This window comes from Methylobacterium sp. 13MFTsu3.1M2, assembly GCF_900112625.1.
In the GTDB taxonomy this organism is placed as follows: domain Bacteria; phylum Pseudomonadota; class Alphaproteobacteria; order Rhizobiales; family Beijerinckiaceae; genus Methylobacterium.
In genome coordinates this window covers 101,331-115,136 of the sequence record NZ_FOMM01000011.1, presented here as the reverse complement: position 1 = coordinate 115,136, position 13,806 = coordinate 101,331, and the positions used below count along the sequence as shown (strand labels likewise).

Genomic DNA, 13,806 nt, shown 5'->3' with positions numbered 1-13,806 from the left:
GACGAAGCCGGCGACGAAGCCGGCGACCGGGCGCCGCATCACGCGTCCTGCGGCTCCCGGCGGGGCAGCGGTCCGCCGGCCTGCTGGGCCGCCCGCAAGGTGGCCGCCATGGCGTTGAGGCGGCCCTGCGGGTCCTCCGGCTGGATCACCCCGGCCGACATCACCAGCTTGGCGGCGTCGTCGACGCTGATGGCGAGCTCCACCACCTCCGCGCGCGGCAGGTAGAAGAAGAAGCCCGTGGTCGGGTTCGGCGCGCAGGGCAGGAAGACGCCGACGAGGTCGTCCGCCGGCGCCCCCCGGGCCCGCAGCGCCCCCTCGACCTCGTGGGCCGCCGGGGCGGACAGGAACACCACCGACCACGTGCCCTTCACGGGGAACTCCACGAGCCCCACCGTGCGGAACGAGGTGCCGTTGGCCGAGAACAGCGTCTCGAAGATCTGCCGCAGGCCCTTGTAGAGGCCGGAGATCACGGGGGTCCGCGCCAGCAGGACCTCGCCGAACTCGATCACCGAGCGTCCGACGAGGTTCGCCGTGAGGAAGCCCAGCAGGGTCACCGCCAGGAACGCGATCACGAGGCCGAGGCCCGGGATCGAGAACGGCAGGTAGTGGTCCGGCAGGTAGCTCGCCGGGACCAGCGGCTTCACGAACGAATCGATCAGCGCGATGAACCACCACGTGATGTAGGCCGTGATGGCGAGCGGGCCGGCGACGATGATGCCGGTGAGGAAATAGGTGCGCAGCCGGCCGCGCGCGCTGACCCGCGTCTTCGGGGTGCCGCCGCCCGCCGCGGCGTCGGGCTCGGGAACCTGGATCGGCGGGGGAATCGGCGCCACGGGTGCCCTCTCGGCCGCACCACGCGCGGCGATGACGCTGCGGGGCCGTCCCCCGCTGGCAGAGAGGTAGCGGTTGCGCTTGTCCGCCTCAAGGGCGGCCCCGCCTCCCTCAGGCGTCCGCACCCGGCGGTCGGGCGGCGGGGACCGGCATCGCGTCCCGGGGAATCACGGCGCCGCGATGCCCGATCACCGCCCCGGCCAGGCGGTGCGCCTCGGCGGCGGCGGCTTCCGGTGCCAGCCCGGCGATGCGCGCCGCGAGGTAGCCCGCCGCGAAACTGTCGCCCGCCGCCGTCGTGTCGACGACCCGCGCGGCCCGCCCGGCCGGCACCGCGGTGTCGGCCCGGCCGTGCAGCACCCGGGCGACGGGGCCGGATCCGTCCGAGGTCTTGAGCACGATCTCGGCCCGGCCGCGGTGGCGCAGCACCTCGTCCTCGCCCGCCGCGCCGAACAGCCAGTCCAGATCCTCGGCCGAGGCGAAGATCACGTCGGCGAGGTCCAGGGCCGCGCGGAAGGCCGCCCAGGCCTCGTCCCGGTCGGGCCAGCCGCGGGGACGGTAATTGGTGTCGAAGGCGACCCGCCCGCCCCGCTCCCGCAGGCGCGACAGCGTCTCGAACAGGGCGGCGCGCCCGGTCTCGCCGTAGAGCGAGAGGCTGATGCCGGACAGGTAGACGAGGTCGTAGCGCTCCAGCTCCGCCTCCGTCTCGGCGGCGCCCGGCTCGGTGAAGAGGTCCCGGGCCGCGGCCCGGTCGCGCCAGTAGTGGAAGCTGCGCTCGCCGTCGGCATCCGTGCGGATGATGTAGAGGCCCGGCATCCGGCCCTGCAGGCGCCGGACCCGGTCGAGGCCGATGCCCTCGCGGCCCCAGGCCGCCGCCATCTCGTCGCTCCAGATGTCGTCGCCCAGCGCGGTCACGTAGTCCACCGCGACGCCGAGGCGCGCGAGGTAGAGCGCGGTGTTCAGCGTGTCGCCGCCGAAGCCCCGGACCAGATTCCCGTCCGGGCGTTCGGACAGTTCGACCATGCACTCGCCGATGCAGGCGACCCTCATGCGGTTCCTCCCGGTGCGCGACCCCGTGTCCCCGCATTGTACGGCCCGGCCTGTCAATCGCCACCGGTCCCGACCTCGCCGCGCCGGCCGCGCTCGCATGGCCCCGTCGCGCGCCCGTCTGAGGAGCCTCGACGATCCAAGGATCAGCGCGCCAGTCGCTCGATTTCGTGGGATGTGCATATCGATAATTTGGCAATGTATTGTAATATTCGCACAATGACCGATTATTAATCATATACAATCAATAGAATTCGCAATAAAATCTGTAATATTCGTGCATGACTCGTCATAGAACCTCGACGTCACGCTTTTATGAAGTTTGATTCAATGCCGGAGCGGAAAATCACCATTCTTAAACACCGAAGGTCAGAGAACCTCCTTCGCGACAGGGGTCATTGTCGAGCGAGATCCGGTCGCGTTGCTGTCGTGACGGTGTGTGCCGAACGCGCCGAGGGGCGGGATGCGGTCGGGGATCCCGGAAACCTCCGTTCACAGCGCGGCAGGAACGAATCCGTTCGATCGGGAACAAATCGCCTCGGGCTGGAATGTCGATGCAAGATGTTTGTCGATCGCGGGCGCCATCTCAATGGAGATACGTGCCGTATCTGAAGAAATACCGGATGAATGGTGAAGTGTTGTGCCGGAAAAATTCTCGTGGCCGAACGGCGGGAACGGTGATACGGTTCGAGCGGTGCTGAGATGTTCCATACTGCTTTAAGCGCTCTGACTTTCTCGTCGGGAGAGTTCCTGACTCTCACGGAAAGTCGGGGCGTGAGTGGGGCCTGGAGCTGGATCTTCGCGGGCGAGGAGCAGGTCTGGTCGCCCGGGTTCTACCGGCTGCTCGGGCTCGTTCCGAACGCCGCGAAGGCGCGCTACGACCTGTTGCTGAGCCTGATCCATCCCGAGGACCGGCCTCTCATGCCGGCGCTGGCGGACATCCGGCAGGGGCACGTGCCCCGCGAGGTCATCGTCCGGGTGATCCGGACGAACGGCACGGTGCGCACGCTCTCGCTGACGATGGAGGTGCGCGTCTCGGCGGAGGGGCGGCCCGTCGCCCTCAGCGGCACGGCGCTCGACGTGAGCGACCGCGAGCAGTTGGCGCGCCTGCGGCAGGAAGAGCGCCGCCGGCAGAGCGCGCTCTACCTCACGGAGCACATCACGACCTTCTCGATGGGGCTCGACCGCGTCCGGGACATCCCGTTCGCCGTCGCCCAGGTCCACGGGCTCCCGCTGGAGGAGATCTGCGCCGAGCCGTATATCCTGATCGTTCCCGAGGAGCGCGCGGGCTTCCGGGCAGCGGCCCTGGAGCAGATCGAGCGGCGGGCGTTCTTCCAGGGGGGCGCCCACGAGCGCCTCGCCAACGGCGAGCTCTGGCACTTCCGGATCCTCACGATGCCGGTCTGGGATCCGGACGGGACCTATCTCGGGCGCTGCGGGCTCAAATACCCCGTCCGCAACCACGCCCCGCCCCCCGGCGGCCTGCACGAGGGGCTGGAGCATTCCGTGAGCGGCCACCACCTGCGGGCCGCGCGGGCGCTCCTCGACTGGTCGATGATGGAGCTCGCTCAGGCGAGCGGCCTGTCGCATTCCACCGTGCGGCGTCTGGAAGAGGACAGCGAGCATCGGGGAAGCCGGTCCCGCCTGCACGCGGTCGAGGCGCTGCGCCGGGCGAGCGTCCGGTTCGTCCCCATCGATGACGGGACCCTGGCGGTCGCCCGGGTCTGAGCGGATCCCGCGACCGGCGGGCGCTCGCGGGATCCGCCCTGCCCCGCCCACCGGGTCATCGGGGTCGGTCTCCGCGCTGGCCCCCTGGGCCCCCCCGACCCCAGCGCGGAGACCGGGACGGGCGGATCGGGCGATCCGCCGTCAGGCATCCCCGCGCCCGTGTCCCGCGGCGGCCCGGACGGGGCCGCCGATCCAGGGCGGTGCGGGCCTGGCCGCCTCAGGCCGCCTTGTGTCCGAGCTGGATCGCCTTGGCGATCTCCGAGCGCTTGGCGGCGTAGCCCGGGGCCACCATCGGGTAGTCGGCCGGCAGGCCGTACTTCGCCCGGTAACGCTCCGGCGTGAGGCCGTGCGCCGTGAGGTGACGCTTCAGGGTCTTGTAGGACCGGCCGTCGATGAAGCTGATCAGGCCGTCCTGCTGGATCGAAGCCTCGATCTGCGCCGCCGTCGGGCCGGTCCAGCCGGGACCGGATCCCGAGCCGCCGCCCTGCAGCACCGATATGGCCGTGTGCACCTGGTCGATCAGAACCGGCAGGTCGCCCACGCCCACCGCATTCCGAGACACGTAGGCCGCGACCAGTGATGCCGTGCACTTGATCAGGTCTGTGTTCAGGTCCGAGGTCTTTTCGTTCAGATCGATGGTGTTCATGAATCCCCCAGTACCGAAATTCGAGTCATGAAAACCGGCGCATCGATAAAGCTGAGGCTAGGATCAGCTTTTACCGCCCAAGCATGCGCCGAATTGCTTCGAGTGTGCCAAGATTGGCGCGTAACTATACAAAAACTGTCTATTTTGTCTATACTTTATCTTAGGATGTTCTTTGAACATTTTCTGTTCTTGCGAGGCAACATGAGGTTGCCAGGCCTGCGGCGTCTCGCAAACAGTGCGCAGTTTCGGCCTCCGGTCCGTGAGGCTGTCCGCGATGACTGCGAACGGCCGCGCGATGACGGGCTGCAGGGGCGCGAATCAGCGGCGGAGACAGGGACGGATCGCGGATGCCGCCCGGTTACGGGTCGATCGGACCGCGGCCCGCGTCCCTGCTGACCATCGGTCGGGCGGCGCGCGACGGGATCCCGGGGGCCGTGGCGCTTCTCCACGGCCTCTCGCGCCGCGACCGGGCCGCGATTAACAAAGTTCTCAGGCAAGGCGTGGATCGTGCGCGCCGGGCGCGTCGCGAAACGCTCGCGCGTTGGGAGCCTCGTTCCGGCCGTGACGGCACGGCGGCATCCGTGCGAGAGGCCCGTCGACGCGCGCTATCGAGGGCGACCCCTATGTCCGGACCCTGTGCGACCACTATCCCGCGCGCGCTCTCCGCGCTCGAAGCGCCCGGACCGGGCGCCGCGGACGCGGTCGGCGGCCGGATGCCGCCCCTCTGGATGCTGCTCGTCGGCCGGGCCGCGGTCCGCCGTCACTGGCACCTCATCGCCGCCACCGGCCTGCTGTGGTCGTCGCTCGGCCTCCTGGTGGTGATCGATTCCCTTGACGGTGCGCTCCACGTCCCGGACCGGTGGTTCGGCCTGATCCTCCTGGCCGAGGGCGTGAGTTCCCTCCTCGTCGGCGCGTCCGCGATCGGTGCCGCGCGCCGCCTGCGCCTCGCCAAGGGCGCGCTGCTGTCGGTCATGGCCGTGCTGATCATGATGGCCACGAAGCACAGCACCTTCCTGCTCGCCATGATCTTCGGCGTCGCCTTCGTGGTCGACGGCCTCGTCCGGATCACGATCGCCGGCCTGCTGAAATTCGCTGGCTGGCGGATGTCGGTCGCCCTCGGCGGCCTCAGCATCGCCTTCGGCCTGTTCCATCTCCAGCCCTGGCCGACCTGGTACGCCGGCACGGTCGGCTACTGCATCGGCATGTTCCTGATCCTGAACGGCGCCAACCTCGCGCTGGTCGGGCTGCGCACCCGGCGCCTGGGCACCGCCGAGCCGGCCGTGTCGGTCGGCGGCGACGAGCCCGGCAGCCTGACGGTCTATGTCTGGACGCCCACCGGGCAGGCGACCACCCCCGCCGGCCAGCGGCTGATCCGGCGCTACGTCGCCTCCGTCGACAAGGCCGGGCGCTTCTCCACCGGCCACGCGGCCCTGCAGCAGGGCGACGACCTCTACGTCAGCCACTACCCCGCGGTGGAGATCGACCGCTCCCCCGCCAACCTGCGCTCGAGCCTGCGCGCGGGCCCGGAGAACGACGTGCCCGGGCGCTTCCTGCCCTCGCACGCCGCGGAGGTGGCGGACTGGTGCCCCGCGACGGTGGCGGTGACGCTGAACGGCATCGACGCCGCCCGGCTGCGGGCGTTCTGGGCGCAGTACAGCCGCGACACCACCTACAACTTCATCAGCCGCAACTGCTCCACCACGGTGGCGCGGGCGCTGGACATCGCCGTGGAGGGCGCGTTCAGCCGCGGCGGGCATCCCTGGCGGCGGCTCGCGGCGGCGCTGACCACGCCGGAGTTCTGGGCGGCGGCCTTCCTGCGCAACGGGGCGCGGTCCATGACCTGGACCCCGGGCCTCGTGCTCGATTACACGCGGGCGCTGAGCGCCCTCGTGGATCCGGCCTCGCCGGTGCCGTCGATCGCCTGGAAGCGGGTCGGCTGGCGGCTCCTGCGCAACTGGCGGGCGCGGGACCTCGCGCCCCTGAGCCCGATCGCCCGGCAGCCCTCCGTGCCGGGAGCTGGCCCGACAGAAGCCTGATCCCGACCTGATCCCGGCCCGATCGGGACTCGGGACCGCGGTCGCCCGCTCAGGGGTCCTTGCGGGCGGCGGGGCGGCCGGCGGCGAGGTCGCCCGCGATGGCCTGCATCACCGCCAGCGTGTCGACCTCGTCCTGCTCGGCGCCGTGGTCGCTGAGCTTCACGATCACCGTGCCGGTCGCGCGGTTCACGTAGATGTACTGGCCGTAGACGCCGATCGCCGAGATGTCGTCGTCCTCGCCGCCCGGGGCGTGCCACCACTGGGCCGAGTACTGCCAGCCGTCGACGTCGCGCCGGGCCGGCGTCATGATCCGCTCGATCCAGCGGCCCGGGATGATGCGGTGATTGCCCGACCGGCCCTGGTCGGCCACCAGAAGGCCGAGGCGGGCGAAGTCGCGGGCCGTCGCGTTGATGCAGCAGAACGCCTTCTCGATGCCGCCGGGCCGGTCGAGGTTCCAGGTGGCGTCGGCCTGGGCGCCCATCGGCTTCCAGATCCGCTCCGAGAGGATGTCGGCCAGCGGCTTGCCCTCGACCCGGGCGAGGATCAGGCCGAGCAGCTCGGTGTCGATGCTGCGGTAGCGGCCCTTGGTGCCGGGCTTGAACGCCAGGTGGGCGTTGTCGCGCACGAAGGCCGTGAGATCGCGCGTCAGGTACATGCCGGCGGTGCCGGTCAGGGGATGCCGGGGGTCGTAGTTCTCCGGCACGGCGATGCCGCTCGCCATGTCGAGGAGGTTGCGCACGGTGATCTGGCCGAAGACCGCGCCGTTCCGCAGCTCGGGCAGGAGGGTGGAGACCCGGTCGGTCTCGGCGAGCTGACCCCGCGCCACCGCGGCGCCGACCAGCAGCGAGACGATGGACTTCGCCACCGACCACGAGGGGAACAGCGTCTCCGGTCCGGTGCCCGCGCGCTGCCACTCGTGGATCAGGACGCCGTCCTGCAGCACCAGGAACGCGTTGGTGTGGGTCGCCTCCAGCACCGTCATCAGCGGGACCGTCTTCCCCTTCCAGGGGACGCGGTCGAGGATCGGGCGCGGCCGCGCCGGCAGGTCGCTCGCCCGGGCCGGGGCCTGGACGATCCGGCTCGGGAACCACGTGCCCACCGACGACGGCTCGATGACCGCGAGCGCCGTCAGGGTGACGGGATCGGGGACGTTGATCAGCGCGGCCGCGGTCCAGGCGCAGCCCGCGATCGCGGCGCCGCCCGCCGCGGCGATCGCGCCCCAGCGGCGGCCCCGGCGCGCGCGGGCCGGAGAATCCGGGATCGCCAAGGACGCGGTCATGCTGGATCTGTGTCGCTCTGGATCGTCGCTGTCGCGCGGCCGGCCCCGGGGCGGGACGGCGCGCGGTCACCATGATCAGCAGGCCTTAACGAAAGCCCCAATCGGCCCCGGCGCCGGGCCGGTCCGTCGCCCGCGAAGCGGCGAGCCGCCGGTTCGGAAATGTTCACGGATCTGTGGCCTTGTGTCCGGCGGCCGCCGACGTCCGCGGCCGTTTCGACGCGGATCCGGGCCGGCCCAGCGCCGCCCCGTCCGCGCGGGCGTCCGATTCGAACCTGGTTCTACACGCCTCGACCGCCCGACTCACCCAGCCCGCGCAGCCCGAAAGTCCGCCGTGCCATGAATCCGTACCTGATCCTCGGGCTCGCCATCGGCGCGGAGGTGACCGCCACCCTGGCGCTGAAGGCCGCCGACGGCCTCACCCGCCCGGGGCCGACGGTGATCGTGGCGCTCGGTTACGGCACCGCCCTGTGGCTGATGTCGACCAGCATGGACATGCTGCCGATCGGCGTGGTCTACGCGATCTGGTCGGGGATCGGCATGATCGGCGCGGCGCTCGGCGGCGCGTGGCTGTACGGCGAGGCGCTCAACCCGACGATGCTGGTGGGCATCGGGGTGATCGCCCTGGGCGTGACCGTCCTGGCCGCGGGCCAGGGCCAGCACTGAGGCTCCCGGTCCGGTCCCGAAACGGGACAGCCTCGCCACATCCTCGCCGCGAACGTGCCGTCAAGCTTGGCCTTCGTCCGGTCGGAGCGGAACACCGCCCGGCTGGTCAGGCTGGAGGAGCACGGAGCGCGGATGCATGCGGGGTAGCGAGAGGACGAAGGTCGGTCCTGCACTGATCGTTCTGGCGGCGGCCGGCGGCCTGGGGGCCTGCAACACCGCGTCGCCGGTGCTCACGACGGGATCGATCCCCGACCGCAAGCCGCCGATGGTCGTCAGCGACGCCGAGCGCGATTGTCTGGGCCGCGCCATGTACTTCGAGTCGAACAGGAGCGACAGCGACGGGCTGGTCGCCGTCGGCACGGTCGTGATGAACCGGCTCGAGAACGCGATCTTCCCGGGCGGCATCTGCGCGGTGGTCGGGCAGCCGGGCCAGTTCGCGCCGGGCGTCCTCACCAAGCCGATGCAGGAGAAGGACCTGCAGAAGGTCGCCGACGCCGCCGACGCCGTCCTGGCCGGCGAGCGGCACCCGAAGGTCGGGAAGGCGATGTTCTTCCACACCGCGGGCCACCGCTTCCCCTACACGAACATGCACTACGTGGCCGTCGCCGGCGGCAACGCCTTCTACGAGAAGCGCGACAGGCGAACGGCCAAGCTGGAGAAGCCGGAGAAGCCGGCTCAGCAGGACAGGCCGGCCACGCCCGCCCTGCCCGCGACGGCCCTGACCTTCGCGGCCGTACCCGCGCCGCCCGCCGCGGGCCCCTGATCGAGACGGCCCGATCCGACAGCCGCGTCCCGGATCTGCGCGCGGTGAGCTCCGGTCAGCCGGCCGCCGCGTCCTCCGCGCGGCTCGCCCGCAGGGTTCGGGCCTCCTGCCGGGCGGCGGCCAGCACCCGCTCCCGGCGCACCGGCTCCCGCAGCGATTCCCACAGACGGAGCAGTTCCAGCGTCGGCAGCGCGTCGCAATCCGGCGACGCGTCCCCGGATGTGCGCCCGGTCGCCGGCGCGCATTCGGCGAAGAAGATCTCGACCGGGCTCCCCAGGGCCTCGGCCAGTCTCCCCAGGAGCGCGTCGGCCTGGACGGTCGGGATCATGGGAAATCCTGTTTCTGCGCGGGCGGTCGAACCGGATCCTTACCTTTAAGTTGTATGCTCGGCATTCAACCAGGTTACTGCACCGCCATGTCCGACGACGACGGTTTTGACCGCATGGTGGAGGCGACGATCCTAGCCCATCAACTCGTGGCCGCGCACGGCACGGCGACGATGCAGCTCCTGTCCCGATTGCTGCTCATGGAGATCGGTACGGAGATCGCGGCGCGGCGCGATCCCGATCCGGCCGCCAACGACAATCCGGACGCCCTGGAGGATTAGAGCGCGCTTCGCCGGCATTCCGGTCGGATCGGGTCCCGGCGGAAGAACCGGCCTGGCCCGTAATCCTTGGCGCGATGCAATGGAGCGGGCGGCAAATCTGTTGATCGGCCCACCGATCCGAGCAGGCGGCATTTACAAGGACGGATAACGGTCTAGCTTCTGGGTAGAAACTACCCACGAATCACGGATCCCTCGCCGATGATCGCCGAACGGGTAGCGCTCGCTGGTGCGCTCCTCCTGCTGAGCATCACGCCCGCGGTCCCCCAGCTGCGCCGTCCGATGACGTGTACGGTGGAGGCGTCGACCAGTCTCGATGTCGCCGCACCCGAAGGCGCCAAACCGCAATCCCAGAAGGCCCGGACATTCTCGCTGGTCTCCAGCGGCGGCCTGCTGACCGTGATCTCGGCCGGGCGCTCCGACTATTACGAGTGCCAGACGGCCTCGCCGCGGCTGAACGAGCGCACGCCGCGCAACGCGATCAAGTGTCAGAACGGCGTCTACTTCCTTCTGATCGACCTCAACAAGATGAACTTCGTCGAGGCGCAGCTCAATCCCGAGGAGCGCAACGACGTCAAGGTCAGCTACGGGAATTGTCGGACCCTGTAGGGGCGTCGCCGGGCAACCTAGTCCATGTGGATCAGAACGTACGCGGCGGCGGCAACGGCCGTGAGGGTGAGGACAACCAGCAGCGCCGTCTTCCCGGGCGGTCCTTCCGGCGGGTCTGGGGCGTCGGTCATGCGGCTCCTCCGGGCCGGTGACGGGGCCTCTGCCGAAAGGGCCCGGTCCTTCGGTTGGTTCCCTGGCGGGGCCCGGTCCGCATTCTTCCGCCCCGGCCGGGACGATCACCGGCAGAAATGCGCCGCGGCCGGCGTCCACTGGCCGAAGCCCGTGGCGACCATGTTGGCCACGACCCGGCAGATGTAGATCTTCTGCGCGGCGTTGTTGTGCGGGCCGGCATGATAGCGCGCCACGGCCATCGTCCAGCTGCCCTCCCGCCGCTTCAGATCCCGGAGAAATTGCGTCGCGTAGTCCACGTTCGTGCGCGGGTCGATCATGGCCTCGACCGAGGCGAACTTTTCGCCGTGATAGTGGTGGTTGATCTGCATGCAGCCGAGATCGATCAGGCGCGCGCCCCGGCGGCGCGCCGCGGCGAAGTGGGCCAGCACGTCCTGGGGCCCGGTCGCGAAATAGGCCGCCCCTTCGATGTTCATGGCGTAGGGCTGGAGCGAGCCGCGCTTACCCGTCTCCGTGAGGCCGACCGCGTAGAGCACGCCGAGGGGCACGCCGTAACGGGCCGCGGCACGGCCCATCTCGGCCTCGCACACGGTCCCGGCGACCGGGGCGGCGCTACAGATAAACGCCGCCGTCGCGAGGACGTACCGTCTCATCTGTCCGCTCCCCGTCGCGCCTGCCGAGCGTCGGCCGCTGCGCCGCGCGCTGGTCTGCCTGCCGCTGCCCGTCCCCGCCGTGACCCGGCCGGGCGCCGCCGTCGGTGAGCCCGGATTGGCCCTGGGACGGTGATCCGCCCGCGGAGAACCCGGCGTCGCCGGGGCGAACCGGCTCGACAATGATCTCGGGCCGGTAATGCGCGTGCTTGAGCAGTTCGGTGAGGATCGCCGAATCCCGCTGCAGCATCGCCGCCGTCTCGGGGCGCGCGGCGCGCAGATGGGTCTCGAGCTGACCGTCGACGAGCCGCAATTCCACCGTGACGATCCCGAGGCTCTCCGGCCGGAGCTGGATCTTGAGCACCCGGAGCGGCCCGTCCTGAGCCGCGGGGATCGCCGGATCGGCGCCGACGCGACGCTCCGGTCCGGCCGCGGTTGCGCGCTCGAGCTCCTCCGTGATGGCCGCCGCGATCGTCGGCAGGACGGCGGCGAGTCGGGCCGGCTCGGTCCCGGATCCGTTGCCGGGACCCGGGATGGGGACGCCCGGCGGCCCCTGCCGGCCGGCGGGGGCGAGGAGGAGTCCGGCGATGCCGGAGCGGGGACGGTTGTCCTCGCGTGCCGTGAGCCCCCCCGGCCCATCGATCCCCGTCGCGGTGCGGGCCGACGCATCGGCGCGGGCCGACGCATCGCCGGCTCGAGGCTCGGGATCGGTCGCGAGGGCGACCGTCGCCTTCGGCGGCGCTGCGTTCACCTTCCCGGCGACCGTCCCGGCGATCTGGGTGGCGACTTGCGCGGCAATCTGGGCGGCGATCTGGGCGGCCAGCGCGATCGGAGCAGGATCGGGCCCGGCGACGGCCGGAGCCACCGGTCCCGGGCGGACGGGTCGAGGCTGAGCGTCCGCCGCGTTCGGGACGGCCGGCAACGGGGACGTTGCCGCTGCGGCGGCCGGGAGGGCGTGGCGGGCCGCCTCGGGCAGGACGGGCTTGAAGTGAACCGCCCGGTCGAGGACCTCGACCTGCGGGGGGCCGCCCTGCAGCAGGGTGCCCGGGCTCGGCCCGGCGCGCGGCGACGCGTCCGCGCGGGCCGCCTCGAGATTTCCCACGAGGCTGGTCTCCGGGGCCGCGTCGGGGCCCGCCGGGGATGCGGCGGATGGGGCCGGTCCCGGAGCACCGGTTCCGTGTCCCGTGGGCAGTTCCGGACGGGCCGACAGGACGGCCGCGCTCAGGATCTCGGCGAGCGCCGCGGCGGCGCTGCCGGGATCGCCCGGTGACGGCGGCGGCGCGGGCGATGCGCCGGCTTCGGGCCGCCGATCCTCCCCGGTCGCGCCCTCCGGTTCGTCCATCTCACCCCCGTCGGTCTCGGGTCGGGCCGCGGGAATTCCCCCTGAGACCGCGCGCAGGACCAGGTCGAAGGCGCCCCGCACCGCCGGATCCGGCAGCGCCTGAAGGTCGGCCGCCGGATGCGGGGACGGTGCGACATCCCGATCGGGTTTGGGGACGGGTTTCTGGACCGCGGTGGAGATCGTGTTCACGGGGTCGCCTTGCTGAGCATCAGATCGATCCGGTCGATCGTGGCCTGCGCCTTCGGGATCAGGCTCGCGGGCCCGTCGGCGGGATCCGGCGCCGCCCGCGCCGGCTTCGCGGCGGCGTCGGCCTCCGGCAGGCCGGGCCGGCCGGCGAGCCCGCGTCCGATCGCCTCGGCGGTCGACAGGGCCGTCTCGAGGAGGGGCAGGTCGCGGGCCGTGAGTTTGGCCCTGTCGAGCGATCTCAGCGTCCGCGACCCGGACTGGAACGTCGCCAGGCTCACGATCTCGGCGGCAGCCCGGTAGAGCTGGCCCCGGGTCGCCTCCGCGCTTCCGGGCGCGCACAGCGCGAGGGCCTTCTCGCTGGCGCGGCGCGCCGCGGCCGTCTGACCCGCCTGGATCGCCGTCTGGGCGACCACGAGATACAGGTCGCGCCGGCTCTCGGGACCGAGCTCGTCCAGGATCCTGTTGAGGGTCGCGAAGCGCTCCGCGTCGTGGCCGATATCGAACTGCGTCAGCTGATAGGCCAGTCGCTGCCGGAAGTTGCCCGCGTAGATCGAGTGCGGGAAGCGGCGCAGGTACTGGATCGCCAGCGCCTCGAACGTCTTCAGGTCGCCGATCTGACCGAGGGTGAAGATCTCGCGGCGCAGGGCGCCCTCCTCGGTCAGAGTGCCCGGCAGCAGCACCCGGACGCGGTCGAGCAGGGCGATCGCCCGGATCGGCTGGTCGGGCACGGCGAGCGACGCCTGCGTCAGGCCGATGGCGCCCGCGAGCGTCGGCGGCAGATCCGTCGTGTCGACGTCCTGGAGCAGGCGCCGCGCCTCGGCCTCCCGCCCCTCGACATAGGCGAGCGCCCCGCGCGCGAGCGTCGCTTCGGGCTCGCCGAGGCCGTCCTGAGCCGTCAGCCGGCGCAGGACGGAAGGACCGCCGCCGCTGAGGGCGAAGGTGATCGCGGCCCGGAGATTGCTCCGGCGGCCCCAGATCTCGGGCGGGGCGGCCAGGAGATCCGCGTTGATCCGGGCGATCAGCAGCGGCTGGCTCTCGTGGGCGGCCCGGGAGCCGGCGGCGACCCGATCCTGCAGCAACTGGAGCGTGCGCACCCACTGCACCGGATCGCCCGTCGGCGCCTGCGGCTCGGCGGCCGGGGCGGCGGGAGGGCCGCCCGCCGGTTCCGCGGCGACGGGGGCGGCCCTCCCCGCGATGAGCAGGCCGAGGGCGGCCGCCACGATCCGCCCGGTCCGGGACACCTTCATCCTGGAGATCCCTGCAGGAGAATCTCGATCCGCCGGTTCTCCGGAGCCT

15 protein-coding genes are annotated in these 13,806 nt (G+C 71.5%); 6 read left to right on the top strand and 9 right to left on the bottom strand.

Annotation, left to right across the window (positions count from 1 at the left end; genetic code table 11):
- Positions 1-38: 38 nt before the first annotated feature.
- The 3 genes from BM314_RS12245 to BM314_RS30145 form a co-directional block, all read right to left on the bottom strand.
- Positions 39-833 (bottom strand): DUF502 domain-containing protein, encoded by a 795-nt coding sequence (locus BM314_RS12245; protein WP_091978282.1) that lies wholly within the window; start codon positions 831-833, stop codon positions 39-41.
- A 109-nt stretch (positions 834-942) separates the two neighbouring features.
- Positions 943-1,878, bottom strand: coding sequence for a sugar kinase (locus BM314_RS12240; protein WP_091978281.1), 936 nt, complete (start codon positions 1,876-1,878; stop codon positions 943-945).
- A 489-nt stretch (positions 1,879-2,367) separates the two neighbouring features.
- Positions 2,368-2,586: a hypothetical protein gene (locus tag BM314_RS30145; protein WP_139237823.1), complete on the bottom strand. Its 219-nt coding sequence runs from the start codon at positions 2,584-2,586 to the stop codon at positions 2,368-2,370.
- Between the two features lie 63 nt (positions 2,587-2,649).
- Between BM314_RS30145 and BM314_RS12235 the strand changes: the two genes are divergently transcribed.
- Complete coding sequence (locus BM314_RS12235) at positions 2,650-3,603, top strand: PAS domain-containing protein (protein ID WP_244539922.1); 954 nt, start codon at positions 2,650-2,652, stop codon at positions 3,601-3,603.
- Between the two features lie 217 nt (positions 3,604-3,820).
- Here BM314_RS12235 and BM314_RS12230 read toward each other — a convergent pair whose 3' ends face one another.
- On the bottom strand, positions 3,821-4,249 hold the full coding sequence (locus BM314_RS12230; RefSeq protein ID WP_020093268.1) for a Ros/MucR family transcriptional regulator: 429 nt from the start codon (positions 4,247-4,249) through the stop codon (positions 3,821-3,823).
- A gap of 623 nt (positions 4,250-4,872) precedes the next feature.
- Here BM314_RS12230 and BM314_RS12225 point away from each other — a divergent pair.
- Entirely contained in the window at positions 4,873-6,285 is a 1,413-nt protein-coding gene (locus BM314_RS12225; RefSeq protein ID WP_056523253.1) for a DUF4105 domain-containing protein, read from the top strand.
- 49 nt (positions 6,286-6,334) lie between these two features.
- Here the strand turns inward: BM314_RS12225 and BM314_RS12220 are convergent, their stop codons facing one another.
- A complete protein-coding gene (locus BM314_RS12220; protein ID WP_091978279.1) occupies positions 6,335-7,564 on the bottom strand; it encodes a serine hydrolase domain-containing protein in 1,230 nt (409 codons plus the stop codon).
- A gap of 336 nt (positions 7,565-7,900) precedes the next feature.
- Here BM314_RS12220 and BM314_RS12215 point away from each other — a divergent pair, with 336 nt between their 5' ends.
- Both BM314_RS12215 and BM314_RS12210 read left to right on the top strand, forming a co-directional pair.
- Entirely contained in the window at positions 7,901-8,227 is a 327-nt protein-coding gene (locus tag BM314_RS12215; RefSeq protein WP_020093265.1) for a DMT family transporter, read from the top strand.
- A 136-nt stretch (positions 8,228-8,363) separates the two neighbouring features.
- Positions 8,364-8,990 carry a cell wall hydrolase gene (locus BM314_RS12210; protein WP_056523258.1) on the top strand — a complete coding sequence of 209 codons (627 nt, stop codon included), beginning with the start codon at positions 8,364-8,366 and terminating at the stop codon, positions 8,988-8,990.
- A gap of 55 nt (positions 8,991-9,045) precedes the next feature.
- On the opposite strand, the gene BM314_RS12205 is transcribed toward BM314_RS12210, so the two are convergent.
- Positions 9,046-9,318 carry a hypothetical protein gene (locus BM314_RS12205; RefSeq protein ID WP_020093263.1) on the bottom strand — a complete coding sequence of 91 codons (273 nt, stop codon included), beginning with the start codon at positions 9,316-9,318 and terminating at the stop codon, positions 9,046-9,048.
- Positions 9,319-9,405: 87 nt separating this feature from the next.
- On the opposite strand from BM314_RS12205, the gene BM314_RS12200 reads away from it, so the two are divergent.
- Together BM314_RS12200 and BM314_RS12195 are read left to right on the top strand one after the other, a co-directional pair.
- Complete coding sequence (locus tag BM314_RS12200; RefSeq protein WP_091677546.1) at positions 9,406-9,597, top strand: hypothetical protein; 192 nt, start codon at positions 9,406-9,408, stop codon at positions 9,595-9,597.
- A 198-nt stretch (positions 9,598-9,795) separates the two neighbouring features.
- Entirely contained in the window at positions 9,796-10,203 is a 408-nt protein-coding gene (locus tag BM314_RS12195) for a hypothetical protein (RefSeq protein ID WP_042670689.1), read from the top strand.
- Positions 10,204-10,439: 236 nt separating this feature from the next.
- Here the strand turns inward: BM314_RS12195 and BM314_RS12190 are convergent, their stop codons facing one another.
- Genes BM314_RS12190 through BM314_RS12180 form a run of 3 tightly spaced genes read right to left on the bottom strand, consistent with a single transcriptional unit; the run spans position 10,440 to position 13,757 of the window.
- The gene (locus BM314_RS12190) at positions 10,440-10,985 is read right to left on the bottom strand and encodes a transglycosylase SLT domain-containing protein (RefSeq protein WP_091677548.1); all 546 of its coding nucleotides are present in this window, start codon (positions 10,983-10,985) and stop codon (positions 10,440-10,442) included.
- Positions 10,945-12,513, bottom strand: a complete 1,569-nt coding sequence (locus BM314_RS12185; RefSeq protein WP_091978278.1) for a flagellar hook-length control protein FliK — start codon at positions 12,511-12,513, stop codon at positions 10,945-10,947. The genes BM314_RS12190 and BM314_RS12185 overlap by 41 nt, the downstream gene beginning before the upstream one ends.
- Positions 12,510-13,757, bottom strand: a complete 1,248-nt coding sequence (locus tag BM314_RS12180) for a chemotaxis protein (RefSeq protein ID WP_091978277.1) — start codon at positions 13,755-13,757, stop codon at positions 12,510-12,512. Before BM314_RS12180 ends, BM314_RS12185 begins: the two co-directional genes overlap by 4 nt.
- Positions 13,758-13,806 lie beyond the last annotated feature (49 nt).

What these genes read in the sequence shown, in the direction of transcription:
- BM314_RS30145 (WP_139237823.1), bottom strand. Translation starts at nt 2,586, where the DNA reads ATGGAACATCTCAGCACCGCTCGAACCGTATCACCGTTCCCGCCGTTC.
- BM314_RS12240 (WP_091978281.1), bottom strand. Translation starts at nt 1,878, where the DNA reads ATGAGGGTCGCCTGCATCGGCGAGTGCATGGTCGAACTGTCCGAACGC.
- BM314_RS12190 (WP_091677548.1), bottom strand. Translation starts at nt 10,985, where the DNA reads ATGAGACGGTACGTCCTCGCGACGGCGGCGTTTATCTGTAGCGCCGCC.
- BM314_RS12200 (WP_091677546.1), top strand. Translation starts at nt 9,406, where the DNA reads ATGTCCGACGACGACGGTTTTGACCGCATGGTGGAGGCGACGATCCTA.
- BM314_RS12180 (WP_091978277.1), bottom strand. Translation starts at nt 13,757, where the DNA reads ATGAAGGTGTCCCGGACCGGGCGGATCGTGGCGGCCGCCCTCGGCCTG.
- BM314_RS12215 (WP_020093265.1), top strand. Translation starts at nt 7,901, where the DNA reads ATGAATCCGTACCTGATCCTCGGGCTCGCCATCGGCGCGGAGGTGACC.
- BM314_RS12230 (WP_020093268.1), bottom strand. Translation starts at nt 4,249, where the DNA reads ATGAACACCATCGATCTGAACGAAAAGACCTCGGACCTGAACACAGAC.
- BM314_RS12205 (WP_020093263.1), bottom strand. Translation starts at nt 9,318, where the DNA reads ATGATCCCGACCGTCCAGGCCGACGCGCTCCTGGGGAGACTGGCCGAG.
- BM314_RS12225 (WP_056523253.1), top strand. Translation starts at nt 4,873, where the DNA reads ATGTCCGGACCCTGTGCGACCACTATCCCGCGCGCGCTCTCCGCGCTC.
- BM314_RS12210 (WP_056523258.1), top strand. Translation starts at nt 8,364, where the DNA reads ATGCGGGGTAGCGAGAGGACGAAGGTCGGTCCTGCACTGATCGTTCTG.
- BM314_RS12220 (WP_091978279.1), bottom strand. Translation starts at nt 7,564, where the DNA reads ATGACCGCGTCCTTGGCGATCCCGGATTCTCCGGCCCGCGCGCGCCGG.
- BM314_RS12195 (WP_042670689.1), top strand. Translation starts at nt 9,796, where the DNA reads ATGATCGCCGAACGGGTAGCGCTCGCTGGTGCGCTCCTCCTGCTGAGC.